At 56.9% G+C, this 18915-nt stretch carries 14 protein-coding genes; 9 read left to right on the top strand and 5 right to left on the bottom strand.

The features are described from left to right. Positions 1-87: 87 nt before the first annotated feature. Positions 88-453, bottom strand: a complete 366-nt coding sequence (locus Pla52nx_RS21480) for a nucleotide pyrophosphohydrolase (RefSeq protein ID WP_146520735.1) — start codon at positions 451-453, stop codon at positions 88-90. Between the two features lie 269 nt (positions 454-722). After that, the gene (locus Pla52nx_RS21475; RefSeq protein WP_146520736.1) at positions 723-1763 is read right to left on the bottom strand and encodes a Gfo/Idh/MocA family protein; all 1041 of its coding nucleotides are present in this window, start codon (positions 1761-1763) and stop codon (positions 723-725) included. Positions 1764-1954: 191 nt separating this feature from the next. On the opposite strand from Pla52nx_RS21475, the gene Pla52nx_RS21470 reads away from it, so the two are divergent. From Pla52nx_RS21470 to Pla52nx_RS21460, 3 genes are all read left to right on the top strand, one after another. Next, the gene (locus Pla52nx_RS21470) at positions 1955-2971 is read left to right on the top strand and encodes a hypothetical protein (protein ID WP_146520737.1); all 1017 of its coding nucleotides are present in this window, start codon (positions 1955-1957) and stop codon (positions 2969-2971) included. Further along, positions 2968-3543 (top strand): hypothetical protein, encoded by a 576-nt coding sequence (locus Pla52nx_RS21465; protein ID WP_146520738.1) that lies wholly within the window; start codon positions 2968-2970, stop codon positions 3541-3543. Before Pla52nx_RS21470 ends, Pla52nx_RS21465 begins: the two co-directional genes overlap by 4 nt. Positions 3544-3720: 177 nt before the next feature. Then, complete coding sequence (locus Pla52nx_RS21460; RefSeq protein ID WP_390620394.1) at positions 3721-4677, top strand: alpha/beta hydrolase; 957 nt, start codon at positions 3721-3723, stop codon at positions 4675-4677. Positions 4678-4940: 263 nt separating this feature from the next. Here the strand turns inward: Pla52nx_RS21460 and Pla52nx_RS21455 are convergent, their stop codons facing one another. From Pla52nx_RS21455 to Pla52nx_RS21445, 3 genes are all read right to left on the bottom strand, one after another. Further along, complete coding sequence (locus Pla52nx_RS21455) at positions 4941-5411, bottom strand: DUF6916 family protein (RefSeq protein WP_146520740.1); 471 nt, start codon at positions 5409-5411, stop codon at positions 4941-4943. 763 nt (positions 5412-6174) lie between these two features. Next, positions 6175-8454: a fused MFS/spermidine synthase gene (locus Pla52nx_RS21450; RefSeq protein ID WP_146520741.1), complete on the bottom strand. Its 2280-nt coding sequence runs from the start codon at positions 8452-8454 to the stop codon at positions 6175-6177. Positions 8455-8611: 157 nt separating this feature from the next. Continuing rightward, positions 8612-9100 (bottom strand): CBS domain-containing protein, encoded by a 489-nt coding sequence (locus Pla52nx_RS21445; RefSeq protein ID WP_146520742.1) that lies wholly within the window; start codon positions 9098-9100, stop codon positions 8612-8614. 453 nt (positions 9101-9553) lie between these two features. Between Pla52nx_RS21445 and Pla52nx_RS21440 the strand changes: the two genes are divergently transcribed. From Pla52nx_RS21440 to Pla52nx_RS21415, 6 genes are all read left to right on the top strand, one after another. Beyond that, positions 9554-9913: a hypothetical protein gene (locus Pla52nx_RS21440; RefSeq protein ID WP_146520743.1), complete on the top strand. Its 360-nt coding sequence runs from the start codon at positions 9554-9556 to the stop codon at positions 9911-9913. Positions 9914-11155: 1242 nt separating this feature from the next. Continuing rightward, on the top strand, positions 11156-13858 hold the full coding sequence (locus Pla52nx_RS21435) for a tetratricopeptide repeat protein (protein WP_231742047.1): 2703 nt from the start codon (positions 11156-11158) through the stop codon (positions 13856-13858). Between the two features lie 17 nt (positions 13859-13875). Further along, a complete protein-coding gene (locus Pla52nx_RS21430; RefSeq protein ID WP_146521256.1) occupies positions 13876-14679 on the top strand; it encodes a DUF4159 domain-containing protein in 804 nt (267 codons plus the stop codon). A gap of 57 nt (positions 14680-14736) precedes the next feature. After that, entirely contained in the window at positions 14737-15729 is a 993-nt protein-coding gene (locus Pla52nx_RS21425) for an AAA family ATPase (protein WP_146520744.1), read from the top strand. After that, entirely contained in the window at positions 15729-16709 is a 981-nt protein-coding gene (locus Pla52nx_RS21420) for a DUF58 domain-containing protein (protein WP_146520745.1), read from the top strand. The genes Pla52nx_RS21425 and Pla52nx_RS21420 overlap by 1 nt, the downstream gene beginning before the upstream one ends. After that, a complete protein-coding gene (locus tag Pla52nx_RS21415) occupies positions 16706-18847 on the top strand; it encodes a BatA domain-containing protein (protein ID WP_146520746.1) in 2142 nt (713 codons plus the stop codon). The genes Pla52nx_RS21420 and Pla52nx_RS21415 overlap by 4 nt, the downstream gene beginning before the upstream one ends. Positions 18848-18915 lie beyond the last annotated feature (68 nt).

Raw genomic sequence — 18915 nt, 5'->3', positions numbered from 1 at the left:
AATCCCAATCCAGGTGTGTCGGTGCGAAGGGGATTCTGGCGAATCCCATTACTAGGTAATGGATTGTGGCTCCTGAGCAGCTTGCCTTTACGAGCTGAGTTTTGGGTTGTTCTTGTGGCGATCTGCATCGCGACGCGTTTTCTTTTCCAGGTTGCGTTGCAGTGCTGCGGTCAGATCGATGCCGCTTTGATTGGCTAGGCAAAGCGTGACAAAGAGTACGTCGGCAAGTTCGTCGGCCAAGTCGCCTGGTTCGTCGTCGGGCTTAAAAGACTGTTCGCCCTTGGTGCGTGACAGAATTCTGGCCACCTCACCTACTTCTTCCATCAGCTGCGCCAGGTTCGTCATTTCGTCGAAATAACGCACGCCGATGGTTTGGATCCATCGGTCGATTTGATTTTGGGCATCTCTCAGGGAGAGATCTGCCGAGGTATCGGAGGTGTCTGATTGGTTCATGTTGCCGGTGAGTCCCTAGTGCGAATGCCGCGGTTTGATCGAAAATACCAGCACGAAGCGCAAGCGAGTGAATCATGCGTTTTATTCACTCGATCGCGTTTCGTGCTGTTATTTGCGTCTTTTCCAATCAAGGTCCGTTAGCGACTTCGTCACTAGCGGTCGGGGGCAGCTAGAAGCTAGGGTTTGCCGTAGTGGATCTTGCCGAAGATCCCACCGCTACAGGATCTTTAACAAGATCCACTACCCTAAAGATAAGCTGTCCCAGAGCACTAGAGGTGAACCACTTGTCCCGTTTTAGCGCTTTCGTAGATCGCCTGGATCACTTCCACACTTCGGCGTCCCTGGTGACCGTCCAGGGCGGAGGGTCGGCCTTCCTGGATCGCCGCGACGGCTTCTTCGAACAATTGTGTGTGGCCGTGGTGTCCGATGGCAGCGGGGTCGGCGGCACCGCCACCTGTTTTGGTTTTGCCCGCCATCTCTGCCTTGAGTTTTTCGTCGGCATCGGAGGAGTCCGCGAACTCCCACATCTTGATGTCTTCTTCCTCCAAGATCGCGGTGCCGTTGCTGCCGCTGATCTCGATTCGTTTGAGCGATCCGGGAAAGGCAGTCGTGGTGGCTTCAATCACGCCGAGGGCACCATTGGCAAACTTTAGGGTCGCCACGGCCACGTCTTCAACTTCGATCCGTTCGTGGGTCATTGTAGCGGTCATCGCACTGATTTGCTTGACAGGTCCCATCAGCCAGAGCAGTAAATCCACCGAGTGAATCGCTTGATTCATCAATGCGCCACCGCCATCCAACGCCCAGGTGCCGCGCCAGGCGCCACTGTCGTAGTACTCTTGGCTACGGTACCACTTCACATACGCGTCGCCCAAGGTGATCGTGCCGAAGCGTCCTGAATCCACGGCTTGCTTCATCAGTTTCGCTGACTGATGAAACCGGCTTTGAAAGGTGACCGCCAGCCGGACGCCAGCGTCGTCGCATGCTTGGATGATTTGGTCGCAACGCTGGGTGGTGATTTCGAGTGGTTTTTCGACAATCACGTGCTTTCCCGCTTTGGCCGCGGCGACGGCGGGATCCAAATGAGCACCGCTGGGCGTGCAAATCGAGACTGCTTGAACGTCACTGCTTGCCAACATGTCGTCCAAGGAATCGAAAGCGGCGCAGTTGTACTTTTCCGCAAACTCCTTGGCCGCGTCTCCACGACGAGCGGTGCAGCCGACCAAGTGCGCACCCTGTGCGTCCGCGATGGCTTTGGCGTGAAAGTTAGAGATCATCCCGCAGCCGACGATTCCGATTCCGATGCTCATGTGTACTTTTGCTGGGTGGGTGTGATGGTTGTTTTCGCTTTTTCGGGGCTCAATCAATGCCAGGATTATTGCATTGAGACGTGTCGGTTGCCAGCCGCTGCCTTGGGAGAGCGTTTTTCGCGTCGCGATCGATTAGACTCTGCAGATGTACCAGAGACTGGATTGACAACCAAATGGGCGACTTCGGCCAAATGACGGAACAAATAAGCGACACCAGCAACGTTCACAACGCGTGGAATCAGCCCGTTTCCGAGGACGTCATCCGGCACGAACTTTCCCGCAGTACGATCCCCCGGTCGCTGCTTCAACGCCAAGCCGACCTCGCATCGCCGGCCATCGGGATGATTTGGCTTGGTTGCATCTTTGCCGTGGTTGCGGTCTTGATGCCGTTGACCATCTGGTTTGTGAATGAATTCTTGACTGAGATCCTCTCAGGAAGATTCGAGTTTTGGTTTGTCATGGCGATCAGCCAAGCGTTCTTTCTGCCGTCGCTGATTTCCGGTTCGTTTGCGGTGGCGATCCCCATGCTAGTGAACCGGTCCGTGACGCTTCGATTCCTGATGGCCAACATCATCGTGGCGCCGGGATTGCTGCTCTGTAGCGTCTGCTTTGCGGTGACCGATGGTTGGCCACCGGTCGAGTTTTATCTTGTCATCGGAGGCTTCATGGCGACGGTCAGCATCGCAAGTCTGTGTGCTCAGTTTTGGATGCGTCGAAGTTTGGTTCATAAGAGTTGGACGGAGCCCAGTCGGCCGCTTGGAATTCTGTCTCTCATGGAACTGACCGTCCTGGTCAGTTTGTTCATGGTCGTGGCAATGGCGAACAAAGATTTGATCCCTCTTGAAGGCACGATCGTTGTGATCGGCGTCGGGAGTCTCGCCTGGCTGTTTGCCTACCTGTGTTGCTACGCTTATCTCTCCGAAACCATTCGTTGGCGTTTTTCGCTGTTGGTCACTGGACTGATCGCCTGGCTTTTGTCTGGCACAATGGTTTCTTTGGTCAGCGGGTTTGAGTTCGGCACCCAGGACCTGTTGCGAAACCTGCACTGGATTGCTCTCGTTTCACTCGTGGGCGCCGCGTCGACCTGCGTTATATTCTCACTCGTGTTTTGGTCTTTGAGGTACAACGGCTGGAGACTCGTTCGCTCTCATCAAAACGCGCCACCGACAGTGTCTTCGCCCACCGAATCGAAACAGGAAACCCCATGATCGGATTTTTTACCAAGCTGGCAGAGTTGTTCGGCATGATCCCCGGCACGGACATGCTGAACCCGACTCGCCATTGGCCGGAGCAGCGTATCGGCGATCTCGTGTTGGACGTGGATGCACTGAAAATCAATTCGGTTGCGTTGGGCGAACCGTTTGAATCGTTGGAGGTGTTCGGGAAAGCGTCGCGATTCGAGACGGTCGAAGATCACTTGTGGATTCTTTCCTACCAGTCCTCTGGGCTGGTGGTTTTCTGCATCAACGGACGCGTTGCGAACTTGACGGCGTACGTTACCAGCGATACAGGCGAAGCGATGTCGCCTTGTTCACGCTTGACAGTCGTCAAAGATGGCTCGCGAACGGACATCACCGGCTCGGTCACCGCGGAGGAGTTGATGGCTCGATTCGGGAAACCCAAAGACGCAGTGCTGTACGAAGATGATGACGAGGAAGCCGACGGACCGTTCGACCTGTTTTGGGAGACCGCCAAGTACCGTCTGACCGCCGAATACCAGACACCGGAAAAACTGTGGACAATCGAAGTAGAATTGGAGCCACAGGATGTCAGAGCCTGACATGCCGCATCCTCCGGTTTTGGCACTAGCGGTCTGGGACAGCTAGAAGTAGGGGTTTGCCGTAGTGGATCTTGTCAAAGATCCTACTGCTGTAGGGTCTTTGACAAGATCCACCACACTAAAGATAAGTTGTCCCAGACCACTGGCTGCACCGTTCACCAAGCATCGTCAACCATGATTCGTTTCCTCTTTCTCGCCGTGATCACTGCTTCGCTGACCGGAGTTCTCGTCGCTGCGGAACCGCCGGTGTCCGCGAAACCTGAGGCGACTGACAAAGCGAAGCTCGACAAGAAGAAACCACCGGCCCCGTTTGCCTGGGTGAACCCACTCCCGTCGAAACATCAGCATCCGGCGTTGAAACACAGCACGTTCCAGAGCCCGTCTCTCGGCGTTGATGTCGGCTACGCGATTTTGCTGCCACCAAGTTACCAAAGCACGCAGGCGTCGAAACGATATCCTGTCGTGTATTACTTGCACGGAGGACGACCTGGGAGCGAAGCGAAGTCGGTTGCACTGGCGCCGATGATTTATTCGGAGATGGAATCAGGAAATGTCGGCGAGCTGATTTACGTCTTTGTCAATGGTGGCCCCGTCAGTCACTACAACATGCCGGATGAACCGACGAAGCAAGGTGCTGATGTTTTCATCAAGGAATTGATCCCTCACATCGATGCGACCTACCGAACGATTGCAGACCGGGACCACAGGGGCATCGAAGGATTCTCGCAGGGAGGACGCGGCACGATGCGTCTTTCGCTGAGACACCCGGACTTGTTCAGCAGCGCAGCGGCGGGGGGCGGCGGTTACGAGACGGAACGCAAGATCAGCGAGTCGGGCGGGCAAGAATCCGAGACGCTTGTTTTTGCCAAAGGTGACAACACGTGGGACTTAGCAAAGGCCTATGCCCGGCGCAAATCGCCAGCGGTCAAGTGGTTGATCTACGTGGGAACCCAAGGATTCAACTACGAGAACAACTTGGCCTACATGGAGTTTTTGAAATCGCTGGGGATTCCGTTCCAAAAGATCATCGTCCCTGATGTCCCACACTCTGGTCTGCAGATCTACCAACAGCAGTGCACGGAGATCATGCAATTTCACGCCAAGAATTTGGGCGCGACCAAATTGGACGCATGATCGATTGTCGTTCGACTCTCCGAGTCGAAAACGTAAGCGAAGCGTTGGAGTTTTCCCACAAGACCTTCGCCAACACATTTGGGCGTCGCTTTTTTGGGCGGGGGAAGCCTACAGCGATGGTCTTACGCTTGCCACTGCACGCCATCGACGTGGAACGTCGAGCGACAATCCTGCAACATCAATGGCAGGCGGGTCCGTTTCGCCCGCCAATGCGAAGCGCGGCACAACGAAGTCGTCAGAGACGCGGCTACGTGAAGTGTCCGCTAGTTGACGCAGACTTCCATCAGGACACTGCCGTCTTCCACGCCGACCGGAACGAGCAACGCACTGACGTGTCCGAATCCCGGTTTGGACAGCATGCAGGCCTGCTGCGGCAGTGGAGTACTTGAGTCGGCACGGAACAACAATGCAAACGGGTCGCGAAACTGCTGCGGCAAATTCTTTCGCTCGTGTTTCTTGACACTGACCAGTTTCAGTTGATGGGTCGGCGTGCAGTCGCTGCTCGCGTAAAACGTCTCCCCGACATAACTGCCGAAATTCTCCGCACTGATCTGCTCTGGGCTGACGGGCATCACTGCACCTGATGCGGTGTGATCCAAAGCAGCGACTGCGCCCACGGCGGTTGCGCAACCGAGGAAGCCGCGACGCGAGGTGGCTTTGGCGCCGCCGGATTGCTCCTCGAATGGGGCTGGACGATGCTGTTCCTGAGATGGGTTGTCTTGGAATTGGGTCAACGGATTGCCTCTTGTTACTCAAGCTGGAGGTTGCGAATTCGTGATGTTGCCCCATTTCAGCAATGTCGATTCAGTGATCGACGGAGAAAGAACTCAAGGTTCGATCCGCCCCCATATTAACAAGTCATCCGTATGACACACCCGTAATGTCCGGAGAATTTGACGTCCTGAGAATTTGACGGCAACAGGCAACGCGGTGGGGCAACCGTCCACATGGTCAGTTGTTCACTTGTGTGAGTGGGCGTAACTGGACTGCTCAAAGCTTGGGATTGACATTGTTTTTTCAGTGCATGTTTTCGTTCCATGCATGGCAATCAAAGTGAGCCTCAGGCGCTAGCCGTGGGCCGGCACCACAATCCGCCTCAGGCCCACGGCTAGCGCCTGAGGCTCACTGGGGCCACCAGCTGCGCCGGCAGTAGGGACATAAATTTGCGCAAACCCAAAAAGACGATTCACTCGCTTGCGCTTCGTGCTAATAAAGACGAGAAAAATGGCTGATGCGATCAACTTTCTAAGCGGGACGCTATCGCGTAGCGGCTGATATGCGCAGACTGCTTTCGTGCCAATCCGCGCAAGCCGCTTCGCGCAAACGTGTTGCGAAGACCGTAGTGAGTCGCGTGAATAATCCGGGCTAGGCCTTTCCCAAGGCCATTTCGCGATCGCGTCACGCGAAACCTTGGCAATCGCTGGCTTTGAATGCGGAAATCGTATCCCGCCGATCAGTAGCTCGTCAGTAGCTCGTCAGTAGCTCGTCAGTAGCTCGTCAGTAGCTCGTTGGCTCCAAGCGTAGATCGGTCGCCTCGCTCGGTGGGGGCTCCTGGCCTAGCAGGAATTCCCGGTGCACCAATTTCGTGCTTCGGGGGCCGCTTTCCTTGATCGACAATCGATCGCCGTAGGCGAGCAGTTGATTGTCGTCCGTGATCACCGCTGCGTTTGCCGCGTAGACTCGTAACGTGTGACGGTCCAGCAGCAACGCTTTTCGGATCGCGTCCGCTGCCAAGCTTCGTTGCGGAATCGGTGCCCCGGCTCTTGGGTGATCCAGCCCCGGCCAGCGGCTGCCGATGTCGCCGTCGTCGTCGACACAGCCGATCAAGATGCCGTTGATGTCGGCAGGATCGGCCCACAAGGCTGCGTTGGGGAAAACGTCTTGAAAGGTGCCCGCGACCGACCGTGCATGGTCGGCCGAGACCAAGTGGGCCGGCAACCATTGAGCGATCACACCGCCGGGGCGCAGTCGTGCCCGAGCCAGCTCGTAGAACTCGCGAGAATACAATGCGTTGACGCCGGCGTGATTCGGTGGCATGGGTTCCAAAGTGATGATGTCGAACATCTGGTCGGTTCGACGCAGGAACGCGCGGCCGTCCATCAACACGCTGTGCACGGTCGGATCAGCGAGCACGTCATCGTTTTTGGGAAAGTGCTTCGCGATTTCGAACACTGCCGGGTTGATGTCGACGATCGTGGTGTTGGCCAGCCCTTCGTTGCGAACCGCGTTGGCGGTTTGTCCGGTTCCGAAGCAAATCACCAAGGCGTCTTGGGGCTCTGGGTGTAGCAGTGCGGGCAGTGAGCCCATCCACGACATGTAGTGTGACGTCGGCCAGAAAGCAGCAGCGGCAAATCCGTCGATGAATACGCCTCGGCTGCCGTTTTCGAATTCGATGGCGGATGTCGCCGCATCGGGGCCTTCGTGATGCGCAACGACCGTGTGTGCGCCATAGGGAAAGGAGAACAGGATGCGGGTGCGACCGACTCCGGAATCCAAGTACACGGCGAGCGCAAATGCGACGACGCCCACGGCGGGGCACCAAGCCGGCACTTGTTTGCCGTACAGCACCAGTGCGGTTCCCAGCACAACGGCGCCGGCGATCCAAGCCGTGTGAACGAATCCAAAGGACGGCAAGAAAAACCATGCCGCGCTGATGGCACCCAGGACGGCACCGATAGTGTTGACCGCGTAGGTCTTGCCCACACCGCGAGCGGAGTAATCATTCGACAGATGCCACGGCAGGGCGAGTCCCAACAAAAAGACGGCGGGCCCCACGAGTAACGCAGTGATGGCAAACCAATTGAGCGGCGTGTTGTGATTTCCAAACTGCAGCAGGATCAAATCCAATCGTTCGATCAGCGGCGTCCCCAGAAAGATCGCGATGGCTGCGACACACAGGTAGGTCTCCAAGCGGATCCCGCGAGCCTTGATCGACGCGACACAGCGGGCGGAAACACCCAGTGTCAACAAGACCACTGCCAGCATGATCGAAAAGCCCGTTGTCGTCGTTTCAAACGCGGCGCGCAACGCGCGGAACCAGGCCACTTCCAACAGGAACGTGACAAACCCCGACATGAATACCACGGCCAACACATCCCAGGCCGGCATCTGCGCAGCGGCACTGAAGGCTGGATTGGATTTCTTGGTTGCACCATTTGTTGCCGAATCCACTCGCGGTAGCGGCGTGACGCAGGCAGCGATTCCGACGATACAATTGATCAACGCCGTGCAGATTGCGGTTCCCTGAAGTCCCAGTTGTGGGATCAGCAGGAACGCAACCAACAGTGTCCCAGCGGCAGCGCCCAGTGTGTTGACTCCGTACAGCGTCGACAGGGGAACACCGACACGCCTGCCGATTTGACCGAAGATCGGAATGCTGGCTCCCATGCACGCTGCAGGCAGAAAGATCACCGAGACGACGCCGACCAAATGCGCCACGGGGGCGAGCGCCGGTTGAGTTTGGTACAGCATCCGGTCAAAGTCATCCAGCCAACCGAACATCATCCCCAGGGCCAATCCGCAGATCCCGATCACGATCTCCAGCACCCCGTACAATCGCAACGGATTGCTTTGGTCGGATGATTTCAAGAAACGTCCGCATAACGCTGCCCCCAATGTCATTCCGGCCATCATCGTGGCCAAGGTGATCGCGGCCCCCGAAGCACTGACACCGAAGGCGAGCGAAGTTCGCAATTGCCAGATGACTTCCCAAGACAACGCGGCCACTCCACCCAACGCGGGCAGGAGCAACGAAACGGCAGCAGCAGACTTTTTCACGACAGATTTCCCGTGCGGGGGACAAACAGTTCACGCGATGTTCTAGCCATTGCGTGTGCGCAAACTCGATCAATTATGCGCCACTGTTTGTTCCAGGCAAAGAAATCCGATGGAACGAGTTGACAGGGTTGTATCGTCCGCGCGAGCGGACAACCCTTCAATCCGGAGACGCGTCGGCAAATTCGCTCAAGATGTCGAGTGTCGATACGATTCCGATCAAATGATCCTTGTGGTCGACGACGGGTAAATGGTGGACTCGGTTGCGCAACATCTCTCGCGTTGCTTTGCCGATGGTCGTGTCTGCCGTCACGGTGGTCACCGTTTCGCTCATGTACGACTGCACCGGTTCCGTTCCTAAGCTGTGCGAAAGCTTCTCCAACAAGAACCGCCGACTGGTGGGATCGACCAGATCCAAATGATACAGGTCGTCATCCACATCGCGAGTCATGTCGACCAAGTCAGATGTGGAAAGGATTCCAATGCAATGGTTTTGGTTGTCCACGACGGGCAACGCTGAGACGCGGTTCTCGCCCATCATCCCGAGAGCTTCGTGCACGGTGTCACTGGCACTGAGTGCGACGACATCGCGGCTCATGATGTCTTTGATTTGGCGTTCGTAGATCGCGACTGATTTTGCACGAGTCATTTCCCTTCACTCCTGTTTCCATGTTGTCCAGATGGTCGGCTGTGCATCGTTTGCCAGCCCGCATTTCGAATGAAGTGCAGATCGTGTGCCAAGCGTGTCTTGGGATGTGCGGAAACTGTGTGTCCTGGCTCTTCGCAAGAATCATGCGGAGCGATGATTGCAACGTGGATTTCGCGACGCATCGGCCTCACTCCAATTGACGAAATAAGTTGATAGCGGATCAATCTTTGGATGCCTCGTCCGCGAGCCAAACGTGCGAAGCGGCACAGGTTGTCATGGCCGCACATGTCTCCTGACGGTTCCTCAATCTGTCGAGGAAGAGGGAACCAGTCCGATTGCAGGGACTCTTGACCGCGTTCACAGCGGCTTTCTGCGCCCACAAAGATCGCATTTCATTTTCGGGTAGAATTTCGGCTGGATCATGTTTCCTCCGGTGAACGAAGGGGCTCACGCTTGGTCAACTTTCGGATCTCAACACTGCTCGCGGCTACTGCGTCGTTCGCTGTTCTCTACCTGTATGTCAACCTTCCGCACATCGCTGCCGGCATCATGTTGTTGCTGCTGATGATCGCTATCGGCTATGGACTGACTGCCCCGGCGAAAGGAACGGAGCTCGATATCTCGATGAGACCGGGGGTTCAATTCGTCATCCGCCTGTGGGTTATCTCTGCGGTACTGATCATGCTTCTGGCGATTGCATGCGGGATCTCCACTGACATACGCAGCGCCGTTGATCGATCCCGGTTTCGGCAATGGCAGCGTACGCCAAGCGTTACCGAACCGCCTGGCATTGTCTACGGCGTTGACGAGTAACGATTGTCGTTCGACTTTCCAAGTCGAAAACGAACACCACCCTCCGCTCAAACACAAATCATACGCCTTGTGCCGTGCACCGTTTCTGACACCTCCCCCAAAGAACTTGCGGGAGGTCGAGAAGAGCCGTTCAGGCGAATGCGAGGGAGGGGGTAATGCTGGGCTGCTCAAAGTTTGGTGTTGACATTGTTTTTTCAGTCCATGTTTTTGTTCCATGCATCGCAATCAAAGTGAGCCTCAGGCGCTAGCCGCGGGCCGGCACCACCATCCGCCTCAGGCCCACGGCTAGCGTCTGAGGCTCACTGGGGACCACCAGCTGCGCCGGCAGTGAGCCTCAGGCGCTAGCCGTGGGCCAGGCACCACAATCCGCCTCAGGCCCACGGCTAGCGCCTGAGGCTCACTGGGGGACACCAGCTGCGCCGGCAGTGAGCCTCTGGCGCTAGCCGTGGGCCGGGCACCACAATCCGCCTCAGGCCCACGGCTAGCGCCTGAGGCTCACTGGGGGACACCAGCTGCGCCGGCAGTGAGCCTCAGGCGCTAGCCGTGGGCCGGGCACCACAATCCGCCTCAGGCCCACGGCTAGCGCCTGAGGCTCACTGGGGGACACCAGCTGCGCCGGCAGTGAGCCTCAGGCGCTAGCCGTGGGCCGGCACCACAATCCGCCTCAGGCCCACGGCTAGCGCCTGAGGCTCACTGGGGACCACCAGCTGCGCCGGCAGTAGGGACATGAACCTGCGCAAACCCAAAAAGACACAACCCCAACGTTTTGACAGCCCAGGGCAATGCGCACCGGCTAGCCAATTGAACGCGTTTTGCCCAGCGTAGTCCCCTCCCGGATCTTGCTTCGCTCGATCCGACCTCCCCCAGCTGCGGAGACTGCTGACTTAATCGTATTGTGTACCGCAATGGTGAGCAGCGAGTTGATCTAGCCGTAGGTTGGCCACTCTTGGCCGACATTCAATACACAGACGGGCAAGAGTGCCCCATCCTACAGTCATTCAATCCCAACACGGACTCAAGCAACAAGCCGCTAGCGTCCGGTTCTCACGCCTGTAATCGGGAACCGGACGCTATCGCGTGCCGGCTGATGAATTATCCGGGTTAGGGGTCGGGGTTACATTCTGCAATGCTTTCACATTGGCGATTGTCGAGCGGTTAAAATGAATCGTCACGCTTCGAGAGCCGGTTGCAACCATGGCCGCTTCACTCGATCTCAGGCTCATCGTGTAGGGAGTTCGCACGTTGTTCACGTCACGATTACCGTTCACCTTCGGCTGGCTCGCCCTTTTGGTGCCGGTAACTTTGCTGCTCAGCTTGGGGCCCGTTGGCACCGAGTCGCTCCACGCGGCCAGTTTTGATGAGACCTACCAGCTTTTCTTGGCGGGGAAATACGACGAAGCACAAGCAGTTGCCGCTGCTGAGGTGGAACGGGGGGTGTGGAATCGCCGCTGGCCCGAACTGTTGATCGAGTGCATGCTGGTTCGCGGACAGTACGCCGAAGCACTCGTGCAGTACGATGCGGCGTTGCAGCGGTTCCCCACCAGTTTGTCCCTGCGATTGCTGGGGATCGAAGCCGTCCGCTACAACAACTTGCCCGACCGAGCCGGTCAAGAAGTCGCGAGGTTTCAACAAGTCCTGCAGAGCGGGCAATTGCAATTCGCCAGCCGCGACACGCTGATCGCCGCCGGACGTTTTTTGGCGATGCGGGACCTGGACGCTCGCAAGATCCTCGAACTCTTTTACGATCGCGTCCGCGAATCCAACCCGACCTTCCTGGACGCGTACTTGGCCACCGCGGAACTGGCGATCAACAAAGGAGACTTTGGCGTCGCGGCGGAGACGCTCAATCAAGCCAAACGGGACCACGCTGGGGATCCGCGTGTTCACTACTGGACCGCCAAGGCGTTTGAGTCCAGTGACTCCAAAGCAACCGCCGAAGCGTTGATGAAAGCCTTGGAGATCAACCCAAAGCACACGCCGAGTTTGATCTTGCAAGCGGACATGCTGATCGATCGTGAGCAATACGAATCCGCCGAAGAGGTGATTGATGAGGTTCTGGCGATCAATCCATCGCACCCCGAGGCGATCGCCTTGCAAGCCGTCTTGGCTCACCTGTCGGGTGACTACGAGGCGGAGAAAAAGCTTCGTGACAAAGCGATGGAGGCTTGGCCGCAAAACCCCGAGGTGGACCATTTGATCGGACGCAAATTGTCACAGAAGTATCGCTTTGCCGAAGGCGCCGATTATCAACGTTCCGCGTTGCTGCTGGATCCCGACCACGTGGGTGCGAGTTTTCAACTCGCGCAAGACCTGCTGCGTTTAGGCGAAGATGACATCGGATGGAAACTTGCCGAAGACGTCTCAACGCAGGACGAGTACAACGTCGTCGCGTACAACTTGATGACACTGCGAGATCGAATCAAAGGATTCACGGAGCTCAGTGCCGATGGAATCTTGATCCGGATGGAGCCTCGTGAGGCAGCCATTTACGGCGACGCGGTGATGGAGTTGCTCAAACAGGCTCGTCAGGTTTTGTGCGACAAGTACGACGTACAGCCAGACAAGACGATCGTTGTGGAAATCTTTCCTGAGCAAAGTGATTTTGCGATTCGTACATTCGGCTTGCCCGGCGGCCAAGGATTCTTGGGGGTTTGCTTCGGACGTGTGATCACGGCCAACAGCCCCGCCTCCCAGGGTGCACGTCCGGCCAATTGGCAGAGTGTGCTCTGGCACGAATTCTGTCACGTGGTGACGTTGGAGAAAACGAAAAACCGTATGCCGCGCTGGCTCAGCGAAGGCATCTCGGTATACGAAGAACGCTTGCGCGATCCATCCTGGGGGCAGTCCATGTCGGCAGGTTATCGCAGGATGATCTTGGGCGATGATTTGACCAAAGTCAGCGAGCTCAGCGGCGCGTTCCTCAGCCCGCCATCCGGAATGCATCTGCAGTTTGCCTACTACGAATCATCTTTGGTGGTGGAGTACCTCGTCGAACAGTACGGGATGGATGCTCTGTTGCAGATTCTCGACTCGCTGGCGACCGGAGTGCCCATCAACGACGCGTTGGCAATGAGCGTTGGATCGATCGACAAACTGGATGTGCAGTTTGCCGAGTACGCGCAGCAGAAAGCCCGTGAGTTTGCACCCCAGGCGGACTGGTCGGTGGAGGATTATCCGGAGAAACCGAGCGAGGAATCGTTACAGGATTGGCTCAAAGAGCATCCCAACAGCTACGCGGCGCACCGTGATCTTGCCAGCCTTTTGACGGCCAAAGGACAGATGGAGGCGGCGAGAGTCCATTTGGAGAAACTGGTCGAACTCGGCGCGGTTTCATCGGAAGAGGATGGACCGCTAGAAATGTTGGCGGCGATCCACCGTAAGTTGGGTGATCAAGCCGCTGAAATTGATGCATTAAACAAGATTTCGGCGATTTCCAGCGATGCATTACCCACTCACAGGCGTTTAATCGAACTGGGGAGGGATGCTGAGGACTGGCAATCGGTGAGAGAACATGCCGACGCGGCGTTGGCAATCCAACCGCTGGCGGAGGACCTGCATCAAGCCAATATTGACGCTTCGTTGGCGATGGGAGAACCCGAGAACGCACTGCCGTCGCTGGAAGCACTGAGAAACATGGAGCCGGTGGATCCCGCGGGATTGGATTACCAAATGGCGAAAACACACGCCGAGATCGGTGACGTTCAGCAAGCCCAGCGGTTTGTCCTGATGGCGCTCGATCGGGCGCCTCGCTATCGGGACGCGCATCGGTTGTTGCTGGACCTTGCCACAACAAAGCAAGAAACCGCTCGGCAGGAAACGGCAGAGACGAACAGCGATGCCGGCGGGGAGTCCGAATTGGGCAAGACGCAGTCAGGCGAGACGCAGTCAGGCGAGACGCAGTCAGACGAGACGGAAAAAGACGAGCCGACGGAGCAGACGAAGTGAGTGGTAGAAAAGTCTTCATGATCGTGACCCTGTTGTGCATGGCCGCCGGCGTCACGCTTGCCCAACGCGGTTGGCGTGGCATGCACGACATTTCGGTGGACCGCAAAGGTGTCCCCACGTGGGACTACGATCAGAATTTTCCCAGCGATTCCTTCACCTTCGTCCGCGTCGAATTCGACTCATACTTCGGTCGTGCCGGAGGTGGTGGCTGGCTGACCGACTACCCCGATAGCGATCTCAATTTCTCTCTGCGTCTACAGCAGCTGACAAGCCTGAAAGTCAATCCGGATCCCAAGACGATGCGGCTGACCGATGACGAGTTGTTCGACTATCCGTTCTTGTACATGATCGAACCGGGCGGGATGGTATTGTCGGACGAGGAAGTCGCTGCGTTGCGAAAGTATTGCCTCAACGGAGGCTTCTTGATGATCGACGATTTCTGGGGAGACGACCAGTACGAAAACGTACGCTATGAGCTAGAGAAAGTTTTCCCTGATCGCAAGCCGTTCGAGGTGCCTTTGTCGCATGAAATCTTTCACATCGTTTACGACTTGAAAGAAAAGCCCCAAGTTCCAGCGCTGCGATCGGTTCAACGCGGACAGACTTGGGAATACGCCCGCGACGGTAGCGATACTCGAAATCCAGACTATCGCGCGATCACCGATGACAACGATCGCATCATGGTGTTCATCTGCCACAACACCGACCTGGGTGACGGCTGGGAACGCGAAGGCGAGGACAAGTATTACTTCGATGAATTCTCCGTCAAGAAAGCCTATCCGATGGGCATCAACATTGTCACATACGCCATGACGCACTGATAGCGTCGCCACCGTTTTCCATCACTTTCATTTTTCCAAAGCATCGATCCGCTGCCCATGACTGTCGAACAAGAAGCCGAAATCGTCCAGCAAATACGTGAAGGTCGTGACAAGATCGCAGCCGAATTGGCCAAGGTCATCATTGGCCAACACGACGTGATCGAACAACTGCTGGTCAGTCTATTTGCAGGCGGGCACTGTTTGATCACGGGGGCACCTGGATTGGCGAAGACGTTGTTGGTCAGCAGCGTCGCGAAGGTCTTTCACCTGAATTTCAATCGCATTCAGTTCACCCCCGACCTGATGCCGGTGGACATCGTGGGCACGGAAATCTTGGAAGACCAAGGTGACGGGCATCGCAGGATGACATTCGTCAAAGGCCCGATCTTTGCCAACGTGATCTTGGCCGACGAAATCAATCGGACGCCACCGAAGACTCAAGCGGCTTTGTTGGAAGCCATGCAGGAGCATCAGGTCACCGCGGCCGGTGTGCGGCATGAGTTGTCCGAGCCGTTCTTTGTCCTGGCGACACAAAACCCGATCGAGATGGAAGGCACCTATCCGCTGCCCGAGGCACAGTTGGACCGATTTATGTTCAACGTCCTGATCGACTACTTGCCACCCGAAGACGAGTTGGCGGTGGTCTTGCGGACGACTTCGTCGGAGAAACAGTCGATCGAGCCGTTGTTCACGGGCGAGGACATCTTGAACTTCCACCACGCGGTTCGAAACGTCCCGATCGCGCCCGAAGTCGCGCAGTACGCGGTTCGCTTGGCTTCGTCGACACGCCCCGGCCGCGAAGGCACGGCGGATTTCATCAATGAATGGGTCAGTTGGGGTGCGGGAACGCGGGCCGCGCAGACGCTTGTCTTGGGCGGCAAGGCTCGTGCGTTGCTGAGAGGGAACACGCACGTTCAAATCGATGACATCGCCGCGTTGGCACATCCGACGCTTCGGCATCGTGTGTTATTGACTTACAAAGCGGAAGCAGAAGGGGTGACAATCGAAGACGTTGTGGATCGATTGCTCGCCGAGGTGCCGACGAACTGATGGCTGATGCCCAGAACCTGTCGAACCCCGATCCGAATTCTCGTTCCGCGATCGATCCTGCCGCATTGATGCGCATCAAGAGCTTGCAGTTGCGAGCGAAGTTGGTCGTTGATGGGTTCATGAGCGGATTGCATCGCAGCCCCATGCACGGCAGCTCGGTCGAGTTCAACGAGTATCGGCCGTACTCGCCGGGCGACGACCTGCGTAATCTTGACTGGAAACTGTACGCCCGCAGCGATCGATATTTCATCAAGAAATTCGAGGACGAAACGAACCGACGATGCTACTTGGTCGTCGATCAAAGCAAATCGATGGGCTATCAATCGCTGGAATACACCAAAGCCGAGTACGCTCGCACGGTGGCGGCGACGCTGGGGTATTTTTTGACGCTGCAACGTGATGCGATCGGCTTGTTGACGTTCGACGAAGGCATCGGAGAGTTCATTCCTGCGCGAACTCGTCCCGGACAGTTTCATCAGATCCTGGTTGGTCTGTCCAAACCCGTGCGTGGCACCGGCACCGATCTCAATTTGCCGCTTCAGCAGATCGCGGCGCTCATCCCGCGACGCGGCCTCGTGATCCTGATCTCGGATTTGTTGGCTCCTGTCGACTCGCTGCAACAGAACCTCGCCGCACTGCGGTCGCGTGGCCATGAAGTCGTCGTGTTGCGGACGCTCGACCCGGCTGAAATCGAGTTGCATCTCAAAGCGCCCAGCATGGTCGTCGATGTGGAGACCAACCGCGAGATCTACTTGTATCCCGAAGTCGCTCGGGCGCAATATCGAAAACAGTTTGACGAACACCACACGCAGGTCCAACAAACCTGCGACGCGTTGGGCGTTCAAATGTTTCGCTTGGTTACCGACGAAGCACTCGACAATGCGTTGCTGAGCATCGTCGATACACAGAATCGGTTGGGCAAATCAGCGGCGCGAGGCGGCATGTTGGCCGGAGCGGCACGAATGCGAGGGAGCAAATGAGTCTGCTGACGCCACTCTATCTGCTCGGTGCACTGGCGATCGGCTTGCCGATTCTGTTCCACTTGATTCGTCGTCGGCCCAAGGGCGAAGTCGTCTTCAGCTCGCTGATGTTCTTGCAACCAACACCTCCGCGTTTGACCCGCCGTAGTCGGCTGGAGAATTTGCCGTTGTTGATCGCACGGGCACTTGCGTTGCTGTTGCTGGCGGCGGCTTTCTCACGACCGTTCTTTCGACAAACCACATCGACGGAAACCGATCGTGTCGGCAAACGCATCGTGGTGTTGGTTGACACCAGTGCCAGCATGCGGCGTGCGGGAGTCTGGCAGAACGCGATGGATCGCGCGACGGAAACGATCGACTCGTTGGACGCCGCCGATCAAATCGCGGTCATTGCCTTCGATCGTCAACCACGTCCCGTGATCACACTGGCCGATTCCGCGGAGTTGCCGTCGCTGCAACGGGCGTCCGCCGCCAAGGAACAGATTCGTGCGTTGCAGCCGACTTGGAATGCCACCGATTTGGCGTCGGCGATCAGCACCGCCGCGGAGATGGCCGTCTCATCCAACTTTGCCGAGCGACCTGATGAAGCGTTATCGACATCGCGCGTCGTTTTGATCTCTGACATGCAGTCGGGCGCGGCGACGCAGGCACTGCAGACGTTTGATTGGCCAAAAGATCTGTCGCTGCAAGTGATCAACGTTGCCGACACATCACCAACCAACGCGTCGCTACAGATTCTGGCATCGACAGAGAATGACGCGGTCGATGACAATTCGCTGCGTGTTCGTGTCTCCAACTCGGCGGACTCAACGACCTCTCAGTTTCAGTTGCAGTGGCGCGGCAAGGAATTTGACAGAAAAGATGACGACGCACGCCGATCGCAAACCGCAGCGGACAGATCGTCTGAGCTGGGTTTGCCCATCCAAGTTCCACCGGGGCAGACGCGTGTTGCGACGATCCCGTTGCCGAAATCGGATTCGCACAATCGCCTCGTGCTATCGGGTGACGCTCAAGATTTTGACAACGTCTGTTACTATGCGATCACACCCCAGTCGGCCGCGGAGATCATCTATCTGGGCCAGCCTCCGGCGGAAAACTTGACGGCAGAGTCGGCACGCGAGAGCTTGCTGTATTACCTGGACCGAGTCCCGCTGAGCGATGCTCGCGTCTCCGTGCGAGTCGTTCCCTTGCGTGCGGAGCAATTCAACGGCGACACCGATCCCAAGCAAACTCCGCTGGTGGTGGTGAGCGAAGCGTTGGATCTGGAGACCGCTCAGCGACTGAAGCAGTATGCCGAACAGGGTGGTCAAGTGTGTGTCGTACTCGGGCAGCCATCCACGGGTTCCGAAGCGATTGGTTTGCAGACACTGTTGGACAGTCCGGAGCTGACCGTGACGGAAGCGGAAATCGACGACTATGTGATGCTGACGAGCATTCGCTTTAGTGATCCGGTGTTTTCCGCGATGGCGGACCCACAGTTCAATGATTTCACCAAAGTCAGATTTTGGCATCATCGCAACGTGAGCGGACTGGCGGACGATTGCCAAACGCTTGCAGAATTCGATGACGAATCACCCGCCGTTGTACGTCGGCCGCTAGGTCGTGGCAGCGTCGTTTTGATGACTGCAGGGTGGCAGCCCAGCGAAAGCCAACTGGCGTTGTCGACCAAATTCATCCCGATGATCAGCGGACTTTTCCAACCCAGCCCGATCGCATCGGGGCAATCGTTTATCGCGGGTGAACCGGTCGACTTGTCGATCGTCGGCATCGGAAAACTGACAATGCCCAGCGGTGAGGAAGTTAGCATTGAAAACCCTTCCGATTTCGCTGTCATTGACGGTCCGGGACTGTACCAATACTCCGACGACGAAGGCGATAAGACGTTTGCGGTGAACCTCAGCGAGTCCGAAAGCTTGACCAGTCCGATGGGATCGGACACGCTGGAGCGTTTGGGCGTTCGTCTTGGTAAACCGTCAGCGGAAATCGTCGATGCGGCAGCCCAACGCCAGTTGAGAGATGTTGAAATGGAAGATCAACAGCGTGTGTGGCAGTGGCTACTGATGTTTGCGTTCGCCGCCATTGCCATCGAAACTTGGTGGAGTCGCCAGAGGCCCACCATCGTCGCGGCGGACGGATGATCGACCACGGACGAATCAGTCAATCAATCATTGCGAAACAAACCGAATCCTTCGGAACCGACACGGAA

Source organism: Stieleria varia (assembly GCF_038443385.1).
Taxonomy (GTDB): domain Bacteria; phylum Planctomycetota; class Planctomycetia; order Pirellulales; family Pirellulaceae; genus Stieleria; species Stieleria varia.
Note: the sequence above shows the minus strand (reverse complement) of the source record. Positions and strands in the feature narration are given on the sequence as shown.